The organism is Erythrobacter sp. MTPC3, assembly GCF_042854385.1.
Lineage (GTDB): Bacteria > Pseudomonadota > Alphaproteobacteria > Sphingomonadales > Sphingomonadaceae > Erythrobacter.
In genome coordinates, this window is sequence record NZ_BTGP01000004.1 from 80,881 (window position 1) to 95,870 (window position 14,990).

A 14,990-nucleotide genomic window follows, 5' to 3' on the forward strand; every position below is an offset into this window, starting at 1 on the left:
AGGGGCTTTCCTGGGATGTCGCTGTTTTAAAGAATGCGCGCGGGTTTTACCCGGTCCTAACCTTTACAAACTATTCCTTCGGCACTGTGAATACACCTGCCGCCACTCCGCCAAAGGTCATCGAGCCTCATTTGTCCGTTTCTGATGTCCTTGAGTTAGGGGGCGGCAGCGATGCTGAATGGGCGCGCCTGCGCGGTATGCAAGATTCTGCGATGGCGAAATTCACGTTCCAGAGAGCTTACGCCAATGCGGTGCTCGCCCTGTTTGTCATCCGCATGTTCCTGGGCAAAGTGGAGCCCGTTTGGCTGTGCCTCTGGACTGCGGCGCTGGCTGCGGTTCACGTTCGCGGGATACTGATCGACAAGCGGTTGGCAGCGAAAAGCCAGCGCCCCGTGCCGCAGAATTACACGCAAAACCTATCAGGCGCGATGATGTCAGGGCTCGTCTGGTCGGTGCCGGTGCTGGCGTTTGCGCCATTTGGCAGTCAGGCCGATTTTGCCGCGCTGCTGATGATTTACGGTGCCTTGATCGCGGGATCGATTTTCTTCTTCACGAACTCGCCCATCAACATCGTAACTTCAACAATTATCCTCTGTTCAGCGACGATGATACACTGCGCGCTCCAGGGGTATTGGCTCACGATGGCTGCGGCGCTTATCTTCATGATTGCCGCCATTCTGGGAGCGATTGAAATGGCGCGGCTGCATCTGGTCGCGCGAACCGCCGAATCCACCATCGCGGAAAAAGAGGAAGTAGTCTCCCTGCTGCTGCGCGAGTTTGAGGAGAACGAGGCTGACTGGCTTTGGGAAGTCGATACCAATCGGCAGCTGCGTTCAGTAAGCCCGCGCTTCGCATTTGCTTTAGGGCAGGAACAAAAACAAGCGGAGGGCAAACCGCTGCTGGAGCTGATCGCTCTGCCCGATTGCAACCCGCGCGATTACGCGCCGAGTCTGCGCGAGTTGGCAGAACGCCTGAAGCACCGCGAAAATTTCTCGAACCTGATCGTGCATGTCTCGATCAGGGGTGAGGAACGCTGGTGGGAGCTGTCGGGCACGCCGATAGTTGATGATCGCGGGCGCTTCCTTGGCTTTCGCGGGGTAGGTTCGGACGTAACCGAAAAGCGCGCATCCAGCGAAAAGATCGCTTACCTAGCCCGGTATGATACGCTGACCTCGCTTCCCAACCGTTTGCAAATCAACGAAGGGCTCGGCGAGGCGCTGCGGTATGCCCATAAGCGGCGCAGCCGATGCGCTCTTCTGATGGTCGACCTCGACCGGTTCAAAGCCGTCAACGATTCGCTGGGCCACATGGTCGGTGACAAGTTGTTGGCGCAGGTGTCCTCAAGGCTCCGGGACATCATTGGCGACCGGCTGCTTTGCGGCAGACTGGGCGGCGACGAATTCGCAATCGTAATTCGCACAGCCGACGATCACGACGCGATCGACAAGATTGCCCGGCTGGTTATCGAAGCTTTGTCTGAACCGTATCAGGTTGACGAACATACCCTTTATGTCGGTGCCAGCGTCGGTTCTGCCGTCGGTCCGCGCGACGGCAATTCTGTCGAGGAGCTGATGCGCAACGCTGACCTCGCGCTTTACCGCGCAAAGGATGTCGGCGGCGGCGAACACTGCCGCTTCGAACCGGAATTACACGCCACCGCAGAGGAACGCCGCCGGCTGGAGGCTTCGCTTCGCAAGGCGCTGAGCGGTGACGAGTTTGTCCTCCACTATCAGCCGGTCGTTGACGCCCATAGTGAGGAGATCGTGAGTTTCGAGGCGCTGGTGCGCTGGAACAGTCCGGAACATGGCTTTGTCAGTCCGGGCAAATTTATCCCGCTGGCTGAAGATACGCGGCTTATCATCCCTATTGGCCGGTGGGTGTTGCAACAGGCCTGTTTTGAAGCACGCACCTGGCCGGATCACATCAAGGTCAACGTCAACGTATCGCCTGAGCAATTGCTCGAGCCGGAATTTCATCAGGACGTCATCGATGCCCTGACCAATAGCGGCCTGAGGCCCGAGCGGTTGGAGGTCGAGGTGACCGAGAGCATTTTCGTGCGCGATGCGACTACGGCCCGCAACTCGCTGGAACAGATCATGGCGCTGGGATGTTCGGTTGCGCTGGATGATTTTGGAACCGGCTATTCTTCGCTTGGCTATCTGCGCAAGCTGCGCTTTTCAACGATCAAGGTTGACCGCACCTTCGTTCAGGGGGCGGCGCAAAACAGCAATGAAAGCCTGGCGATCATCAACGCCGTGGTCGCGATGGCCAACAGCCTGGAAATGACGACGACCGCAGAGGGCGTCGAGACATCCGAGGAAGCGGAATTGATCCGCAGTCTGGGCTGCGACAAGATTCAGGGGTTCTATTTTGGCCGCCCGATGTCAAAGGAAGAAGCGCGCCGTCTTTTCGACATCAAGAAAACCGATTTGAAAGCAGGCTGACGCCGCTTCCGGTCAGGCGCTGACAAGCGATCCGATCAGGTTTTCAAAAAGGCGCCGGCCATCCGCTCCGCCAAGGGAGGGATGCGATGCAGCCTCCATCGCGCGTTCGGGATGCGGCATCATTCCCAGCACCCGGCCATTTTCGCTAAGGATGCCGGCAATGTCGCGGCGCGACCCATTGACCGACTCGCCATAACGAAAGGCGACGCGGCCTTCCGCTTCGAGTGCGTCGAGCACGCTTTCCTCGGCAAAATAATTGCCATCATGATGGGCGACGGGCACGCGGATCGTCTCACCCTGGGCAAACCCGCTGGTGAATGGTGAGGATGTGTTCTCAACCGACAAAGAGGCGGTGCGGCAGATGAACGTTTGGCCTGCATTGCGCATCAGTGCGCCGGGCAAAAGCCCGCTTTCCGTCAGGATTTGAAATCCGTTGCAAACGCCAAGCACGGGCACACCGCGAGCCGCCGCTGCAACCACGGCCCGCATGATCGGACTGTTGGCCGCCATCGCGCCGGATCGCAGATAATCGCCGTAGGAAAACCCGCCGGGAAGGGCGATCAGATCAAGATTGCCGGGCAGGTCGGCATCGCCGTGCCAGATGCGGATCGCCTGTTCGCCCGAAACCGCTTCAAGAGCGACGGCCATGTCGCGGTCGCAGTTCGATCCGGGGAAAGTGATTACGCCAGCGCGAAAAGCCATCAGGCCGGCTCCTTCGCGCCGTCCAGTTTTTCAATCGCGAAATCCTCGATCACCATATTGGCGAGCAATTTTTCGCACATCGTGTTCAACGCTTCGTCGCTGGTGTCGTCGGCAACATCCATTTCGATCATACGGCCGATGCGCACATCTTCGACACCATCAAACCCCAATCCCTCAAGCGAGTGGTGCACTGCCCGGCCTTGCGGATCCAGAACGCCGGGTTTCAGACGGACGAGAATGCGGACTTTCATGGGCTGGTTCCTAGATCAGGACTGTGGCTGTGACGTGATCGACCCTATAGCGGCGATATGGCGCGGCGCAATCGCCCGCCGGCAAATTGCCCACCGCAGACTGCAACGCGCCGATGTATCAATCCGGCGTTCGGGCATCCTCTCCGGGCACAACTTTCACCTCAAGCACGGCGGCGGGATCAAGATATTGGACCGCAGCGGCCTGCAAATCGGCGGGCGTTAGAGATTTAAGCAGATCAGGCCCGTCGAAAAAGCGATCCAGTCTTTCGGGCTGGCTCTGAGCGTTGTCGGCCAGCCCCATCCATCCGCCCAGACTCTTCAGCGCGTTTTCATACCCTTCGAGCAGCGGCTTGCGCGCGCGTTCGACCAAGTCGTCGTTTATGGCATCCCCGCTGCGGAAATCTGCGATCAATGCGTCGATCGCCGCTCGTGTCGGAGCGACCTGATCGACATCAATCGCCGCGCCGAGCGAGAATGTGCCGTAGTCGCGGTAAACCCGGCTATTCGACATGGTGGCGTAGGGCGAATAGGCCTGTCCCAATTCTTCGCGCAGGCGTTCGATCATTTCGAGCCTGACGGTTTGCGAAAGCAGCCAGAGACGCACGGTTTCGGCAAAATCATCATCGTCGGTTGTCGGCCAATAAAGCCGCAGGATCGCCTGATCAGGCTCGCCTGCATGAGTGATGGTGCGTGAGGTGCGGTCGCCTGTGAATGTCCGCGTGCGGGCATCCTCCCTTGGCAGGAAATCAGCTTCGCGCGGGGGTAGGGCGCCCAGCGTGGATGCAACCGCAGCAATTGCGGCATCCTCGTCAAAATCGCCGACAAGGGCGATTTCGATTGCGCCATTCGCCAGCCGGTCGCCGATTGCCGCGTCAAGTTTGGCATAATCAAGGTCGAGAAACGCCTCTTTCGGTTGAAGCGAGAAACGCGGGTCGCCGTCTGACAGGATCGCGCCGATCTGGGTTCCCAGTGCAGCGGAAGGGGTCGCGTCGAGGCTGGCGAAATAACTCTCGATACCGCGCCGGTATCTCTCTGCACCTTCGCGGCGATAGCCGGGATCGGTCAGGGTGGCTGCTGCAAGCTGCAATTGCAGATCCAGATCGCGCGGCGTGGTGCTGGAACTCATCACGAAGTTTTCCGCGCTGCTGCCCAGACCAAACGAAACCGTCTTTCCCGCAAGGATGGAGCCAAGTTCATCCTGACTGTGCCGACCCAGACCGCCACCGGCAAGGGCGGACACCATCGCGGTTTTGAGCGGATTTTCGGCTGTGTTCATCAGATTGCCGCCGTCCACCGACATGCGGAAACTGACCCGGTCTTCGCGAATATCGGTCTGTTTCAAGGTCAGGCGCACGCCATTGGCAAAGGTGACGTAGCGAAAGCCGAGCCGGTCTTCGCGTTCATCCGATACAGCAATCCCCGGCTCGCCAAAGTCGGTGTAAGCAAATTTGGCAGGGCCGGTATCTTCAGGCGTAGCAACCGGTAATGCCATTGCATCGGAGAACGCGGTGCGCAGGGCATCTTCGCCGCCCGCAGGAGCCTGACGCCCCTGAAACCGGATCAGAGGAGCAACCAGCGGCGCTGCATCCATCGTCAAGGCTCCCAGCACGTTTTGCGGCGTGAATTCGCCCTCCAATTCCGCGAACAGGGCGAGGCGATAGGCAGGGGTAGTCGGAATGCGATCATTTGAGATCAATGAGAGGGCCGGTCCGACATACGAATTGTTCGTCCGTGTTGCCTCGCCCTGAACTGCGTTTTCAAGGCTGGCACGCGTATTGGCGAGCTGTTCATCGATCTCTGCCTGAGTGAACCCGTAGGTAAGCGCCTCATTCACCTCTCTAACGGCGGCAAGCACGCCTTTGCGCCATTCGCCATCCGCGCTCGATACAGTAAGCGAAGAGGTGCGGGCGTCCTCAAACAGGTCATTGCTGCCATAGCGCGCCCCTCTGAAAGGAGCGTCCTCGCCGCGTGCCAAGCGGGCGAGGCGGCGATTGATGATCCGGTATCCGATCCCGCGAATGGTCGCCGCCTTGCGCTCTTCGGCGGTATCAGGGCGGTCGCGCCACGGGCCTAGCATTGTCATAGACACGCTTTCGGACAGGGCATGATCGATATAGATATCTGTCTGCCCGGCGCGTGTTATGTCGACCGGGCCGGTTTCGGGATCGACCGGGGCAGCGCCGCCTTCCCAATCGGAAAACTTGGCACGGATCATCGCTTCCATCACGTCTGCCGGATAATCGCCGACAATCACCAGAGTGGTGTTCGCGGGCGTGTAGACGCGGGCATATAGATCGCGGAGTTTCTGCGCGGTTGCGCCCTCCAGACTTTCAATCGTGCCGATGGGCAGGCGCTGGGCAAAGCGCGCACCCGGTGCCAGAAATTCAAACGCGTCTTCCTGCGCGCGCTGCCTGTATCCTGCACGGTCGCGCCGTTCGGCGAGGACGACGCCGCGTTCGCGCTCTACCGCATCCTGGGCGATGGTGAGTTCGGACGCGGTTTCCCGCATCAGCATCAGCGCGGTGTCCAGCAGCCTCTCGTCATTGCGGGGCAGGTTCAGCATATATGTAATGGCAGAAAGGTCGGTCGCCGCATTCGTATCGGCCCCGAAGGCCAGCCCTTCGCGTTCCAGCAGCTTGATCATCTCGCCCTCTGGAATGCCAGTCGAGCCATTGAAAGCCATGTGTTCGAGGTAATGCGACAGCCCGCGTTCGGTCTCAGTCTCGTCCAGCGAACCTGAATCGATCCGCATGCGGACGATTGCTGTTCCTTCCGGCGTCGCGTTTTCGCGCAGGATATAGCGCATGCCGTTATCAAGCTGGCCGAAAACGTAACCGGGATCGACCTCTATATCGCTTGTCTCGAATGCCCAGACCGGCTCCTCATCAGCAGTCTGCGTTTGCGCAGGACCGCTTTCCTGTGCGGCGAGTGCAGTGGTCAAAGCGGTATTGGGCAGGGCAAGCAAAAGCCCCGCAGCGAACACGCGTGCCGTCGATTTCATTGTGTCTGAAAGTACCTTCTCATCCCTCAAGCATTGCAGCTTAGCGAATGAACGGGTGCTGTCAGTCTATTTCTTTGGAGTGGGCGGAGTGCCGCGCAGGCGTGAGCGGTGGCTGGACAGGTCGAACACCTCGCCCGGACCGTTATCCTCTTCCTGAAGCAGGCCGAGACGGCGTGCGACTTCGCGGTAGGCCTCTTCCTCACCGCCAAGATCGCGGCGGAACCGGTCCTTGTCCAGTTTCTCGCCCGATTTCATATCCCACAGGCGGCAGCCATCGGGGCTGATTTCATCGGCGAGGATGACGCGGCTGTAATCCCCGTCATAAAGCCGTCCGAACTCAAGTTTGAAATCGACAAGGCGGATATCGATGGCGGCGAACATTCCGCACATAAAATCATTGATGCGGATCGCCATCGAAGAAATGTCCTGCATCTCTTCATTGCTGGCCCAGTTGAAACACGCAATGTGCTCCTCCGCGATCAGCGGGTCGCCCAGCGCATCATCTTTGAAATAATATTCGATCAGCGTGTGGGGAAGCGGCTCGCCTTCTTCGATGCCGAGCCGTTTGCAGATCGAACCGGCGGCGACATTGCGCACGACCACTTCGATCGGGACGATTTCGACCTGCCGCACCAATTGCTCCCGCATGTTGAGGCGGCGGATGAAGTGGGTGGGAATGCCGATATGTGACAGGCGGCTGAAAACATGTTCGCTGATGCGATTGTTGATCACGCCCTTGCCATTGATGGTGCCGGTTTTTTCCGCGTTGAACGCGGTCGCATCATCTTTGAAATACTGGATGATCGTGCCCGGCTCTGGCCCCTCATAGAGGATTTTGGCCTTGCCTTCGTAAATCTGGCGACGACGGGACATGAAAACAGCCTCCCAGCTCGGCATTGAACCTTCAGCAAGTGGTGCCCGGGGGCGGATTTGAACCACCGACACGCGGATTTTCAATCCGCTGCTCTACCCCTGAGCTACCCGGGCCCTTGCTGCGGCGACGATCTGAGCTGAATCGTCCAAACCGGCGAGCAAATGAGAGCGGGCCTATGGCGAAGTGCCGCGCCCTTGGCAAGAGGAAATGGGCGAAAACCCGATCTTGTTTGCCTAGTCCTGTTGGTCCCAGTCAGCCGTGGCGATTTCTTCAGGCGATGCAGGCCTGGTTGGCACGGCGTAGCCATCGCCAAACCATTGCGCGAGATCGCGGTCCTTGCACCTTACGGAGCAAAATGGCGTGTGCTGTTCGCTGCGGGGTTTCCTGCAGATCGGGCAGGGTTTTGTCGGCTTCGTAGTCATGCCCCGATTATCTGGGCCTGGCTCGCCTCGAGTGCAAGGGCGGCGCTGGTTTCAATGCGAACCTGTTTACCGGTGCGCCGGGCGAGCTGCGCAAGCCAATCAGGTTTCAGTTTCGCCTTGAGCGCGGGGTGGACCGTGACAAGCAGCACCGCGCCTGCACCTTCCGCCATCTCTGCTCGGCACAGCGCCATGCGGGCGCACATGCCTGTCCGTGAGGCGGCGAACCGGTGTAGCAGCGAAGGACCCTCAAGCCGCGCGACGAGCTGCACAAAGCCGAACCCGTTCATGGCGGTGCGCTCATGCGGCCAGTCGCCCAGCGCGTTCTCCAAGGCCGAATCCACTTCCTTGCGGCCAGCCTTTTCGGCGATGGACGGAAAATCGATCCCAACAGAACCGCCAATGTCGAACCAGCGAAGAGCCTGAGCGATGGCTGGGATGGCAGCGAGGGCGAGGTCGCGAGGCCGCGCATCACCGTCGATATCGATTACCGTCATGGCCGGTGTGGTGCTGACAAGGATTTCTCCGCCCGCAAACGCAATGCTGCCCGATGATGCCGCAGACCACACTTCATCCCATAGCCCCGCTGGAAAGCGGTGCACATTGGCTCCAAGGGCAAAGCAATTGCCTTGGTCGGGTAGCTGGGCGGGCCGGTCTTTATTTACGATCTGCGCAGTCGCGCGTTTCAGGCGGCCACGTTCGGCTATGGCTGCGCGAGTAACCTGCACGCCGAAGCTTTGCCCTTCCTGAACATTGGCAGGCAATTTATCGATCAAAAGCTCATTGCCATCGTCGTCGACGGCAAGACCGCGGCGACTGCCGCTCTGCTTGGAAACGAGTTTAGCAAGGGCCGGCTTGCCGCAATAAAGTTCGCCGGGCCAGCGCAGCTTTGCAGCGATTACGTCGCCGTTTTCGACAAGAAGTGCGCGCTCCTCGCCTATGCCGCGCTCGATCAGCCAGTCAGCCAATGGCGAAACCAGCCGATTTCAGCAGCGCGCGCGTCTCGTAAAGCGACAGGCCCATTACGCTGGAATGACTGCCCCTGATCCACTGGATCAGCCCCTCGGCTGCGCCCTGGATGGCATATCCGCCTGCCTTGCCGTGCCATTCTCCGCCAGCGATGTAAGCATCGATTTCTTCCGGTGAGAGCGATTTGAAACGGACGACATTCTCGCTGATCCGCGATTTCAGCGATCCGCCGGGTGCGCGCAGAACAATGCTGGAAAGCACGGTGTGCCTGCGCCCGGAAAGCAATTGCAGGCAATCGCGTGCCTCGCCCTCGGTTTCGGTCTTGGGCAGGATGCGCCGGCCGGCCGCAACGACGGTGTCACCGGCAAGCACATAGCCGGGCGCGGTAATCGCAGCGGCTTTCTGCTCGCCCATGCGCAGCGCATAGTCGCGAGGACGCTCCGCCTTTAGCGGATTTTCATCGATATCGGCTGGCACTACCGCATCGGGGCTTATGCCCAACCGGCCAAGCAATTCGCGGCGGCGCGGACTGGCTGATGCGAGAGTGAGGTGCAGCGCGGTCAACTGCTTGGTTTATTGCGGTCCGGGTCCGCCGCGGCCCGGCATGAAGCGGTATGTGATGCGCGCCTTCGTGAGGTCATACGGGGTAAGCTCGCAAAGCACTTCGTCACCGACCAGCACACGGATGCGGTTCTTGCGCATTTTGCCCGCCGTGTGGCCCAGAACTTCGTGACCGTTTTCAAGCTCGACCCGGAACATCGCATTGGGCAGCAGCTCGACGACGCGCCCGCGCATTTCGAGGAGTTCTTCCTTGGCCATGTAGTTCCTTCAATATGTATGTGCGCCATGGGCGCTAAAAAAATCGACCCACGATCGGGTCTGGCGGGCCATTTAGCGATGCGAACGCCAAATTGGAAGCCTCAAGCCGCGCAATTGCTTCATCGGGAACAATGGGCGGTGCGTCCAGTTGTGCTGTTCGACCGTAAGTTTTGGTGCAAACCGATACAATTACGCCGCTTGTCCGCTGCTCCAACATGGTAAAAAGGGTGCGCATGATCCTCCCCCTCTCCGCCCGTGCGCGGCTTCGCGTATCCACCGGTATTGCCTGCCTGACAGCAGCTGCCTTGTCCCAACCCGCCACTGCCGATGACACCCGCAACGCATTGTATTCAGGTGCAGGCACACTCGAATTGCAGCCAGCGCCAGAAGCACCGCAGGACGATGACGGCATTGATGTCTCCTCTGGCGGTGATGGTGAGCAGGGCGAGATCGTGGTTTCCGCCCAGCGCCTACGCGGGCAACTGGACGTCGAAACCGCCCCGCTGCTGGAACTGAACGAAGAAGATATCGCCGCAGAAGGCGTGGCCTCGATTGCCGATCTGGTAACGCAGGTCACCAACCAGACAGGCTCTGCGCGCGGGCGCGGCGATGGCGGACGCCCGATCATTCTGGTCAACGGCATCCGCGTCGGCTCTTTCCGCGAACTGCGTTCATACCCGCCAGAGGCGCTGGCACGGGTAGAGGTGTTTCCCGAAGAAGTCGCGCAGCGTTTTGGATTTTCGCCTGACCGCCGCGTCATCAACCTCATCCTCAAAGAAAATTATGCAAGCCGCGAAATCGAGCTGGAGTTCGAGGGGCCGGATCGCGGCGGCTATTGGGTGAATGAACAGGAGTTTGGCTATCTCAAAATTGCCGATGGCGGCCGCTTCAACATCAATCTGGAGGCGAATGACACCTCGCTGCTGACCGAGGCAGAGCGCGATATCATCCAGACCGATGGATCGGTTTCCGGCATCGCTACCGATCCCGACCCGGCGCTTGCGCGCAGCCTCGTTTCCGATGCCCGGCAACTGGAAGCCAATATCAGCTGGGCAAAGGCGTATCTCGAAAGCGGAACTTCGGTTTCGGCCAACCTCAATTACACCCGCAATGACAGCCGTTCCCTCTCCGGCCTCGATACCGTCACGCTAACCGATGCGGATGGCAACAGCCTGCTTCGCACATTTGGCGAAGACACGCCGCTGGAACAGCGTGTTGCGACCGATACGGTTTCGGCTGCCGGGTCGATCAGCAAACAGGTCAATGCCTTTCAGCTGACCTCAACCTTCGATGCGAGCCTGACCGAGGTCGAGCGCGAGATCGACCAGCAATTCGATACCAATCAGCTAGAGGCAGATGCGCTCGCCGGCACACTTGCACTGGACGGCGAACTGCCAAGCGCTGTCGATCGCGGTTTCGATATCGCGCAAACGCAGACGATTGCGGGAACGGCGCTCACGACATTGCGCGGCCCCGTAGCTGAGCTTCCCGGCGGAGAGGTGATTGCGACCTTCGATCTGGGCGTGGATTGGGAGCAGATCGAAAGCTCCGACACCCGCACCGCGCAGTCCGCGCAGCTGACACGCCGCGATCTATCGACAGGGGCCAATCTGGTCATTCCGATCACAAGCCGCCGCAACGGATTTGCAGATGCACTGGGCAGTTTAACCTTCACGGCGCAGGCCGGTCTGGAGGACTTGTCCGATTTTGGATTGCTGGGCGATTTCAATGTGGGCGTTAACTGGTCGCCGTTCGACAATCTTGACCTGTCCGCCAATTACATCGTTCGCGAGGTCGCTTCTTCGCTGGGCAATCTGGGCAATCCGCAAGTTACATCGTTCAACACCGCCGTATTCGACTTCACCAATGGCGAATCCGTGCTGGCGACCGTTACGACCGGCGGCAACCCGCTGCTGCCCGCCGAAACCCAGCGCGACTGGAAATTCGCGGCCAATTGGGAATTGCCGTTCTGGGACGGAACACGCTTTTCCATCGAATATATCCGCAACCGCTCTGACGATGTTACGTCAAGCTTCCCGGCGCTGACGCCGGCGATCGAGGATGCCTTTGCCGACCGAGTGACCCGCGATGCGGGCGGAACCCTAATCGCACTTGACCGCCGCCCGGTTTCCTACGCGGAAACGCGCGCCGACAGGCTGCAATTTATCCTAACCACGCGCGGCAGTTTCGGCGGCGGCGACAGTTCGGCTCGCGGCGAGCGCGGTTCTGGAGGCGGAGCGGCTAGCGGGCGGCCTGCCAATGCCGGAACTGCGCCATCCCGCCCGCAATCGGCCCCAGATGCCGCATCCGGCCAGCCGGGCACCGGCGCGCGGCGCGGGCCGCGCGGTGACGGCAGCCCCCCAACCGAAGAGCAACGCGCACAAATCGCTGCATTCCGCGAAAAGGTCTGCGCCGATGACGGACTGGATTTCCTCACGCGGCTTGTCGCAGCGGCGGAGAGCGGGGAAGACATGTCCAGCGAGTTTCCCGGCGTCGATATGCAGCGGATGGAGCGCATGCTGTCACGCGCCCGCGACGAGAACGGCGAAATCGCGCCAGAGCGCCTTGCCCAATTCCGCGAATTTTTCTGCGCGCGCAGTCCGCGAGGCGGACAAGGTCAGGGCGGCGGTCAAGCTGCGGGCGGAGAGCAAGCCGGCGCAGAGCAAGCGGGAGGCGGTCAAAGTGGCGGCCAGCAGGCCCGCCGCGGCGGCGGCTTCAACCCGCTCGCTGGGCCTCCGGGAGGACGCAGAGGCTGGCGCTATTTCGCGAACCTGACCTACAATATGGAGCTGGAGAACGAGATTCTGATCGCACCGGGCGTGCCAGTCCTCGACCAGCTGGATGGCGATTCCACCAGTGCGTTCGGATTGGCCCAGCATTCGGCGCGGTTGGAAGCCGGCATCTTCGGCAACGGGATCGGGATGCGGCTGTCAGGCCAATACACCGGTTCCGCCACGGTAAACGGATCGGATTTACCGGGCAGCACCGATATCTTTCTGGATGATCTTGCGACCTTCGACCTTCGCGTGTTCACCAATGTCGGCGAACTCGTGGGCCGCAATGACGGCTTGCTCAAAAACTTTCGCGTCAGTTTTCGCGTCGACAATGTCTTCGACGCACGCAGACAGGTGACCGATGAAAACGGCGACACGCCGATCAATTACCAGCCGTTCCTGATCGATCCGACAGGCCGGTTTGTAGGAATTGATCTGCGGAAGCTGTTTTAATCAATCCGCGTTTTTGGAAAGAGAATGCGCTGGTGCAGCTTTGGTGCGAAGGGTGACCATTCCCCTTCGGCCTGCGACAGCCGATCAGCCAATGCAACCATCACCGACGGGTTTACACCCATCCCGCAGTGGGAGGCATACACCTCAATATTCTCGGTCGGGTGATCGCCCGGCTGCTGCACGCTTCCGCGCCAGTGCACGATCCCATCGGTCTTGGTAAAGATCGATGTTGTGGGCACGGGCGGCGCGGTGTCCAGGCCCTGAAACTGGCCGCCGCGCAGGTTTTCAGGTTCCTCTCCATTAAAGAATTTGAACAGGCGCGCTGCGTTGGTGTGATTGCGATCATCCGAAATCGGACTGCCCAGACTGACGACCAGCCGCACTTTGTCCGGGTGTAGCTTTGCCAGTTCGCGAGCAAGCACGCCGCCCAGACTCCAGCCGATCAGGGAGACTGCGCGCCCGGTGCTTTTGTGCAGTCGCTGAAGCTGTTTTTCGAGCCGCGACAGAAGCGCCTCGTTCACACGGACATTGCGGCCCGAATCCCAGCCGTGCGCATCATAGCCAAGGCGGCTTAGCAACCGGCGCATCGGCACAGTCGAATTGTTCGTCGCCATAAAGCCGGGAAGGGTGACGACCGCGTGGCCATCGCCTTTCGGTAACGCCGACAGGAGCGGGGTCGCGGCGTAAAACGCCCCAAGTTCGAAAAGGGCGCGCCCCTCTGCGAAGGTCCAGAAACGGTTTGGCGGAACCGCTGCGGGCGTGTCCTGTCCGTTTCCGTGAATGCTGGGTGCCATGCTGGCCATTATTCGATCTCCTTCGCGATGCGACGCGTTGTTTTCTTTGGCGTTCGTTTTGCCGGTTTCTTGGCCGCCGTCTTTCGTGGCGTTTGTCTGGTCTGCTTTGCGCTGGCCGGTGTGGCTGCGGCTAGCATTTCGTCGAAACTCTCCTGAATGCACTCGGCGTAAAAATCCGGGTCAGGCATGATATCGCGGCAAGCGGTAAAGCTGATAATGGCCTCATCGACATAGCTTTGCACGATATGCGCAAGGCCCAGCCCGTCTGTCAGGCAGATGAGGGACAGCGCCATGCTCTCCATCCGCGCGCCAGCCGAATAGATGTGGATCGGCGGTCCTGGCACATTGGTGACAACCGTGTTGAACGGCATCGCAACCTTATGCGCCAAGCTGACCCGGCTGAACAATTGCGACCCAAGAGCCATGTATAGCAGCGGGTTGACCTTGCTCACCTCGGTCATGGTGCGCGCACCCAAGGCGTTTGTCATTGCCTTGGAATTTCTGGTTTGTCCAAAGACATATTCCAGCCGTTCTTTGGGATCTGCGATATGTGTGCCGAGCGGGGCGATCATGGCTGCGACCTGATTGCCCATGTCCCCTTTCTCATTGTCAGACCGGACGGAGATAGGGGCCATTGCGGTCATGGTCGATTTGGGCAGATCACCCTTGGCCGTTAGGTATTTGTGAAGCGCGCCGCCTATCACAGTCAGCGCCACGTCATTGACCTTTGCCTCCGGCAACAGCGCGCGGATCGACTTCATTTCGGCAAGCGAAAAGCTGCGCCCTTCGACAACGCGGTGCGGCGAGATGGAGCGGTTAAAACGGGTGCGCGGCGGGACGAGGTCGGTCGTCAGCTTGAAATCGCGTGTGACGAGGCCTTTGATCGCGCTGGCAACGCCCGGGACGGCCTGCGCCGCAACCTGCGCCTGTTTCAGCGGATTAAGCAGGGCATTGATATAGGATTTGCCGAGCAGCTCAACCGGACCAGGGATTTTTTCAGGCTTCCAGTCATCGGCCGAATTTGGCGGTGCAGTCGACGGGGTCATCGTGTGGACGGCCTCCATCAGGTCAATCCCGCTCATCCCGTCGATGGCGGAATGGTGCACCTTGGTCACGAATGCAAAGCAGCCCGGCGGGAAGTCGCGGACATTTTCCAGCCCTTCGATCACGGTAAATTCCCATGGCGGTCGGTTGAGATCCATCGGGCGGGAATGGATGCGCGCGGTCTGAATGCACAATTGCCGCCAATCGCCGGGCTTGGGCAGGGCGACATGGCGCAGGTGGTATTCCAGATCGAAATTCGGATCTTCGATCCAGTATGGATAATCCAGGTCGAGCGGGACGCGCACCAGCCGTTGCCGCATGGTCTTTGACAGGTGCATCCGGTCTTCGAAAAATTTCAGGATATCCTTGAAACGGACAAAGCCGCCCGGAGCCGTGGCCGGGTTGTAGATCAGCAAGTTGCCGATATGCATCGGCGAATTAGGGGA

12 protein-coding genes and 1 tRNA gene are annotated in these 14,990 nt (G+C 59.9%); 2 read left to right on the top strand and 11 right to left on the bottom strand.

Annotated elements, in window-relative coordinates; genetic code table 11:
• Positions 1-212: 212 nt before the first annotated feature.
• Positions 213-2,444 (top strand): putative bifunctional diguanylate cyclase/phosphodiesterase, encoded by a 2,232-nt coding sequence (locus ACGHU1_RS06975; protein ID WP_390585036.1) that lies wholly within the window; start codon positions 213-215, stop codon positions 2,442-2,444.
• A 12-nt stretch (positions 2,445-2,456) separates the two neighbouring features.
• On the opposite strand, the gene purQ is transcribed toward ACGHU1_RS06975, so the two are convergent.
• From purQ to infA, 9 genes are all read right to left on the bottom strand, one after another.
• Positions 2,457-3,146, bottom strand: a complete 690-nt coding sequence (gene purQ / locus ACGHU1_RS06980) for a phosphoribosylformylglycinamidine synthase subunit PurQ (RefSeq protein WP_390585039.1) — start codon at positions 3,144-3,146, stop codon at positions 2,457-2,459.
• Entirely contained in the window at positions 3,146-3,397 is a 252-nt protein-coding gene (purS, locus tag ACGHU1_RS06985) for a phosphoribosylformylglycinamidine synthase subunit PurS (protein ID WP_390585042.1), read from the bottom strand. The genes purQ and purS overlap by 1 nt, the downstream gene beginning before the upstream one ends.
• Before the next feature lie 118 nt (positions 3,398-3,515).
• Positions 3,516-6,398, bottom strand: a complete 2,883-nt coding sequence (locus ACGHU1_RS06990) for a M16 family metallopeptidase (RefSeq protein WP_390585044.1) — start codon at positions 6,396-6,398, stop codon at positions 3,516-3,518.
• A gap of 66 nt (positions 6,399-6,464) precedes the next feature.
• On the bottom strand, positions 6,465-7,271 hold the full coding sequence (gene purC, locus ACGHU1_RS06995; RefSeq protein ID WP_390585046.1) for a phosphoribosylaminoimidazolesuccinocarboxamide synthase: 807 nt from the start codon (positions 7,269-7,271) through the stop codon (positions 6,465-6,467).
• A gap of 39 nt (positions 7,272-7,310) precedes the next feature.
• Positions 7,311-7,385 (bottom strand) — tRNA-Phe (locus ACGHU1_RS07000).
• Positions 7,386-7,505: 120 nt separating this feature from the next.
• Positions 7,506-7,694: a DNA gyrase inhibitor YacG gene (yacG, locus tag ACGHU1_RS07005; protein ID WP_390585049.1), complete on the bottom strand. Its 189-nt coding sequence runs from the start codon at positions 7,692-7,694 to the stop codon at positions 7,506-7,508.
• Positions 7,691-8,659 (bottom strand): ribonuclease E/G, encoded by a 969-nt coding sequence (locus ACGHU1_RS07010; protein WP_390585052.1) that lies wholly within the window; start codon positions 8,657-8,659, stop codon positions 7,691-7,693. Before ACGHU1_RS07010 ends, yacG begins: the two co-directional genes overlap by 4 nt.
• Positions 8,652-9,224: a Maf family protein gene (locus ACGHU1_RS07015; RefSeq protein WP_390585055.1), complete on the bottom strand. Its 573-nt coding sequence runs from the start codon at positions 9,222-9,224 to the stop codon at positions 8,652-8,654. The genes ACGHU1_RS07010 and ACGHU1_RS07015 overlap by 8 nt, the downstream gene beginning before the upstream one ends.
• Positions 9,225-9,233: 9 nt before the next feature.
• Positions 9,234-9,479: a translation initiation factor IF-1 gene (infA, locus tag ACGHU1_RS07020; RefSeq protein WP_007163491.1), complete on the bottom strand. Its 246-nt coding sequence runs from the start codon at positions 9,477-9,479 to the stop codon at positions 9,234-9,236.
• A gap of 233 nt (positions 9,480-9,712) precedes the next feature.
• Here infA and ACGHU1_RS07025 point away from each other — a divergent pair, with 233 nt between their 5' ends.
• The gene (locus ACGHU1_RS07025) at positions 9,713-12,706 is read left to right on the top strand and encodes a hypothetical protein (RefSeq protein ID WP_390585060.1); all 2,994 of its coding nucleotides are present in this window, start codon (positions 9,713-9,715) and stop codon (positions 12,704-12,706) included.
• On the opposite strand, the gene ACGHU1_RS07030 is transcribed toward ACGHU1_RS07025, so the two are convergent.
• Both ACGHU1_RS07030 and ACGHU1_RS07035 read right to left on the bottom strand, forming a co-directional pair.
• Complete coding sequence (locus ACGHU1_RS07030; RefSeq protein ID WP_390585062.1) at positions 12,703-13,509, bottom strand: esterase/lipase family protein; 807 nt, start codon at positions 13,507-13,509, stop codon at positions 12,703-12,705. The genes ACGHU1_RS07025 and ACGHU1_RS07030 overlap by 4 nt on opposite strands.
• Positions 13,509-14,975 carry a wax ester/triacylglycerol synthase family O-acyltransferase gene (locus ACGHU1_RS07035; RefSeq protein WP_390585064.1) on the bottom strand — a complete coding sequence of 489 codons (1,467 nt, stop codon included), beginning with the start codon at positions 14,973-14,975 and terminating at the stop codon, positions 13,509-13,511. Before ACGHU1_RS07035 ends, ACGHU1_RS07030 begins: the two co-directional genes overlap by 1 nt.
• Positions 14,976-14,990 lie beyond the last annotated feature (15 nt).

Bases quoted from the DNA above. Each gene is read 5' to 3' on its own strand.
- ACGHU1_RS06975 (WP_390585036.1), top strand. From the start codon at position 213: ATGGCGAAATTCACGTTCCAGAGAGCTTACGCCAATGCGGTGCTCGCC.
- purQ (WP_390585039.1), bottom strand. From the start codon at position 3,146: ATGGCTTTTCGCGCTGGCGTAATCACTTTCCCCGGATCGAACTGCGAC.
- purS (WP_390585042.1), bottom strand. From the start codon at position 3,397: ATGAAAGTCCGCATTCTCGTCCGTCTGAAACCCGGCGTTCTGGATCCG.
- ACGHU1_RS06990 (WP_390585044.1), bottom strand. From the start codon at position 6,398: ATGAAATCGACGGCACGCGTGTTCGCTGCGGGGCTTTTGCTTGCCCTG.
- purC (WP_390585046.1), bottom strand. From the start codon at position 7,271: ATGTCCCGTCGTCGCCAGATTTACGAAGGCAAGGCCAAAATCCTCTAT.
- yacG (WP_390585049.1), bottom strand. From the start codon at position 7,694: ATGACTACGAAGCCGACAAAACCCTGCCCGATCTGCAGGAAACCCCGC.
- infA (WP_007163491.1), bottom strand. From the start codon at position 9,479: ATGGCCAAGGAAGAACTCCTCGAAATGCGCGGGCGCGTCGTCGAGCTG.
- ACGHU1_RS07025 (WP_390585060.1), top strand. From the start codon at position 9,713: ATGATCCTCCCCCTCTCCGCCCGTGCGCGGCTTCGCGTATCCACCGGT.
- ACGHU1_RS07030 (WP_390585062.1), bottom strand. From the start codon at position 13,509: ATGGCCAGCATGGCACCCAGCATTCACGGAAACGGACAGGACACGCCC.
- ACGHU1_RS07035 (WP_390585064.1), bottom strand. From the start codon at position 14,975: ATGCATATCGGCAACTTGCTGATCTACAACCCGGCCACGGCTCCGGGC.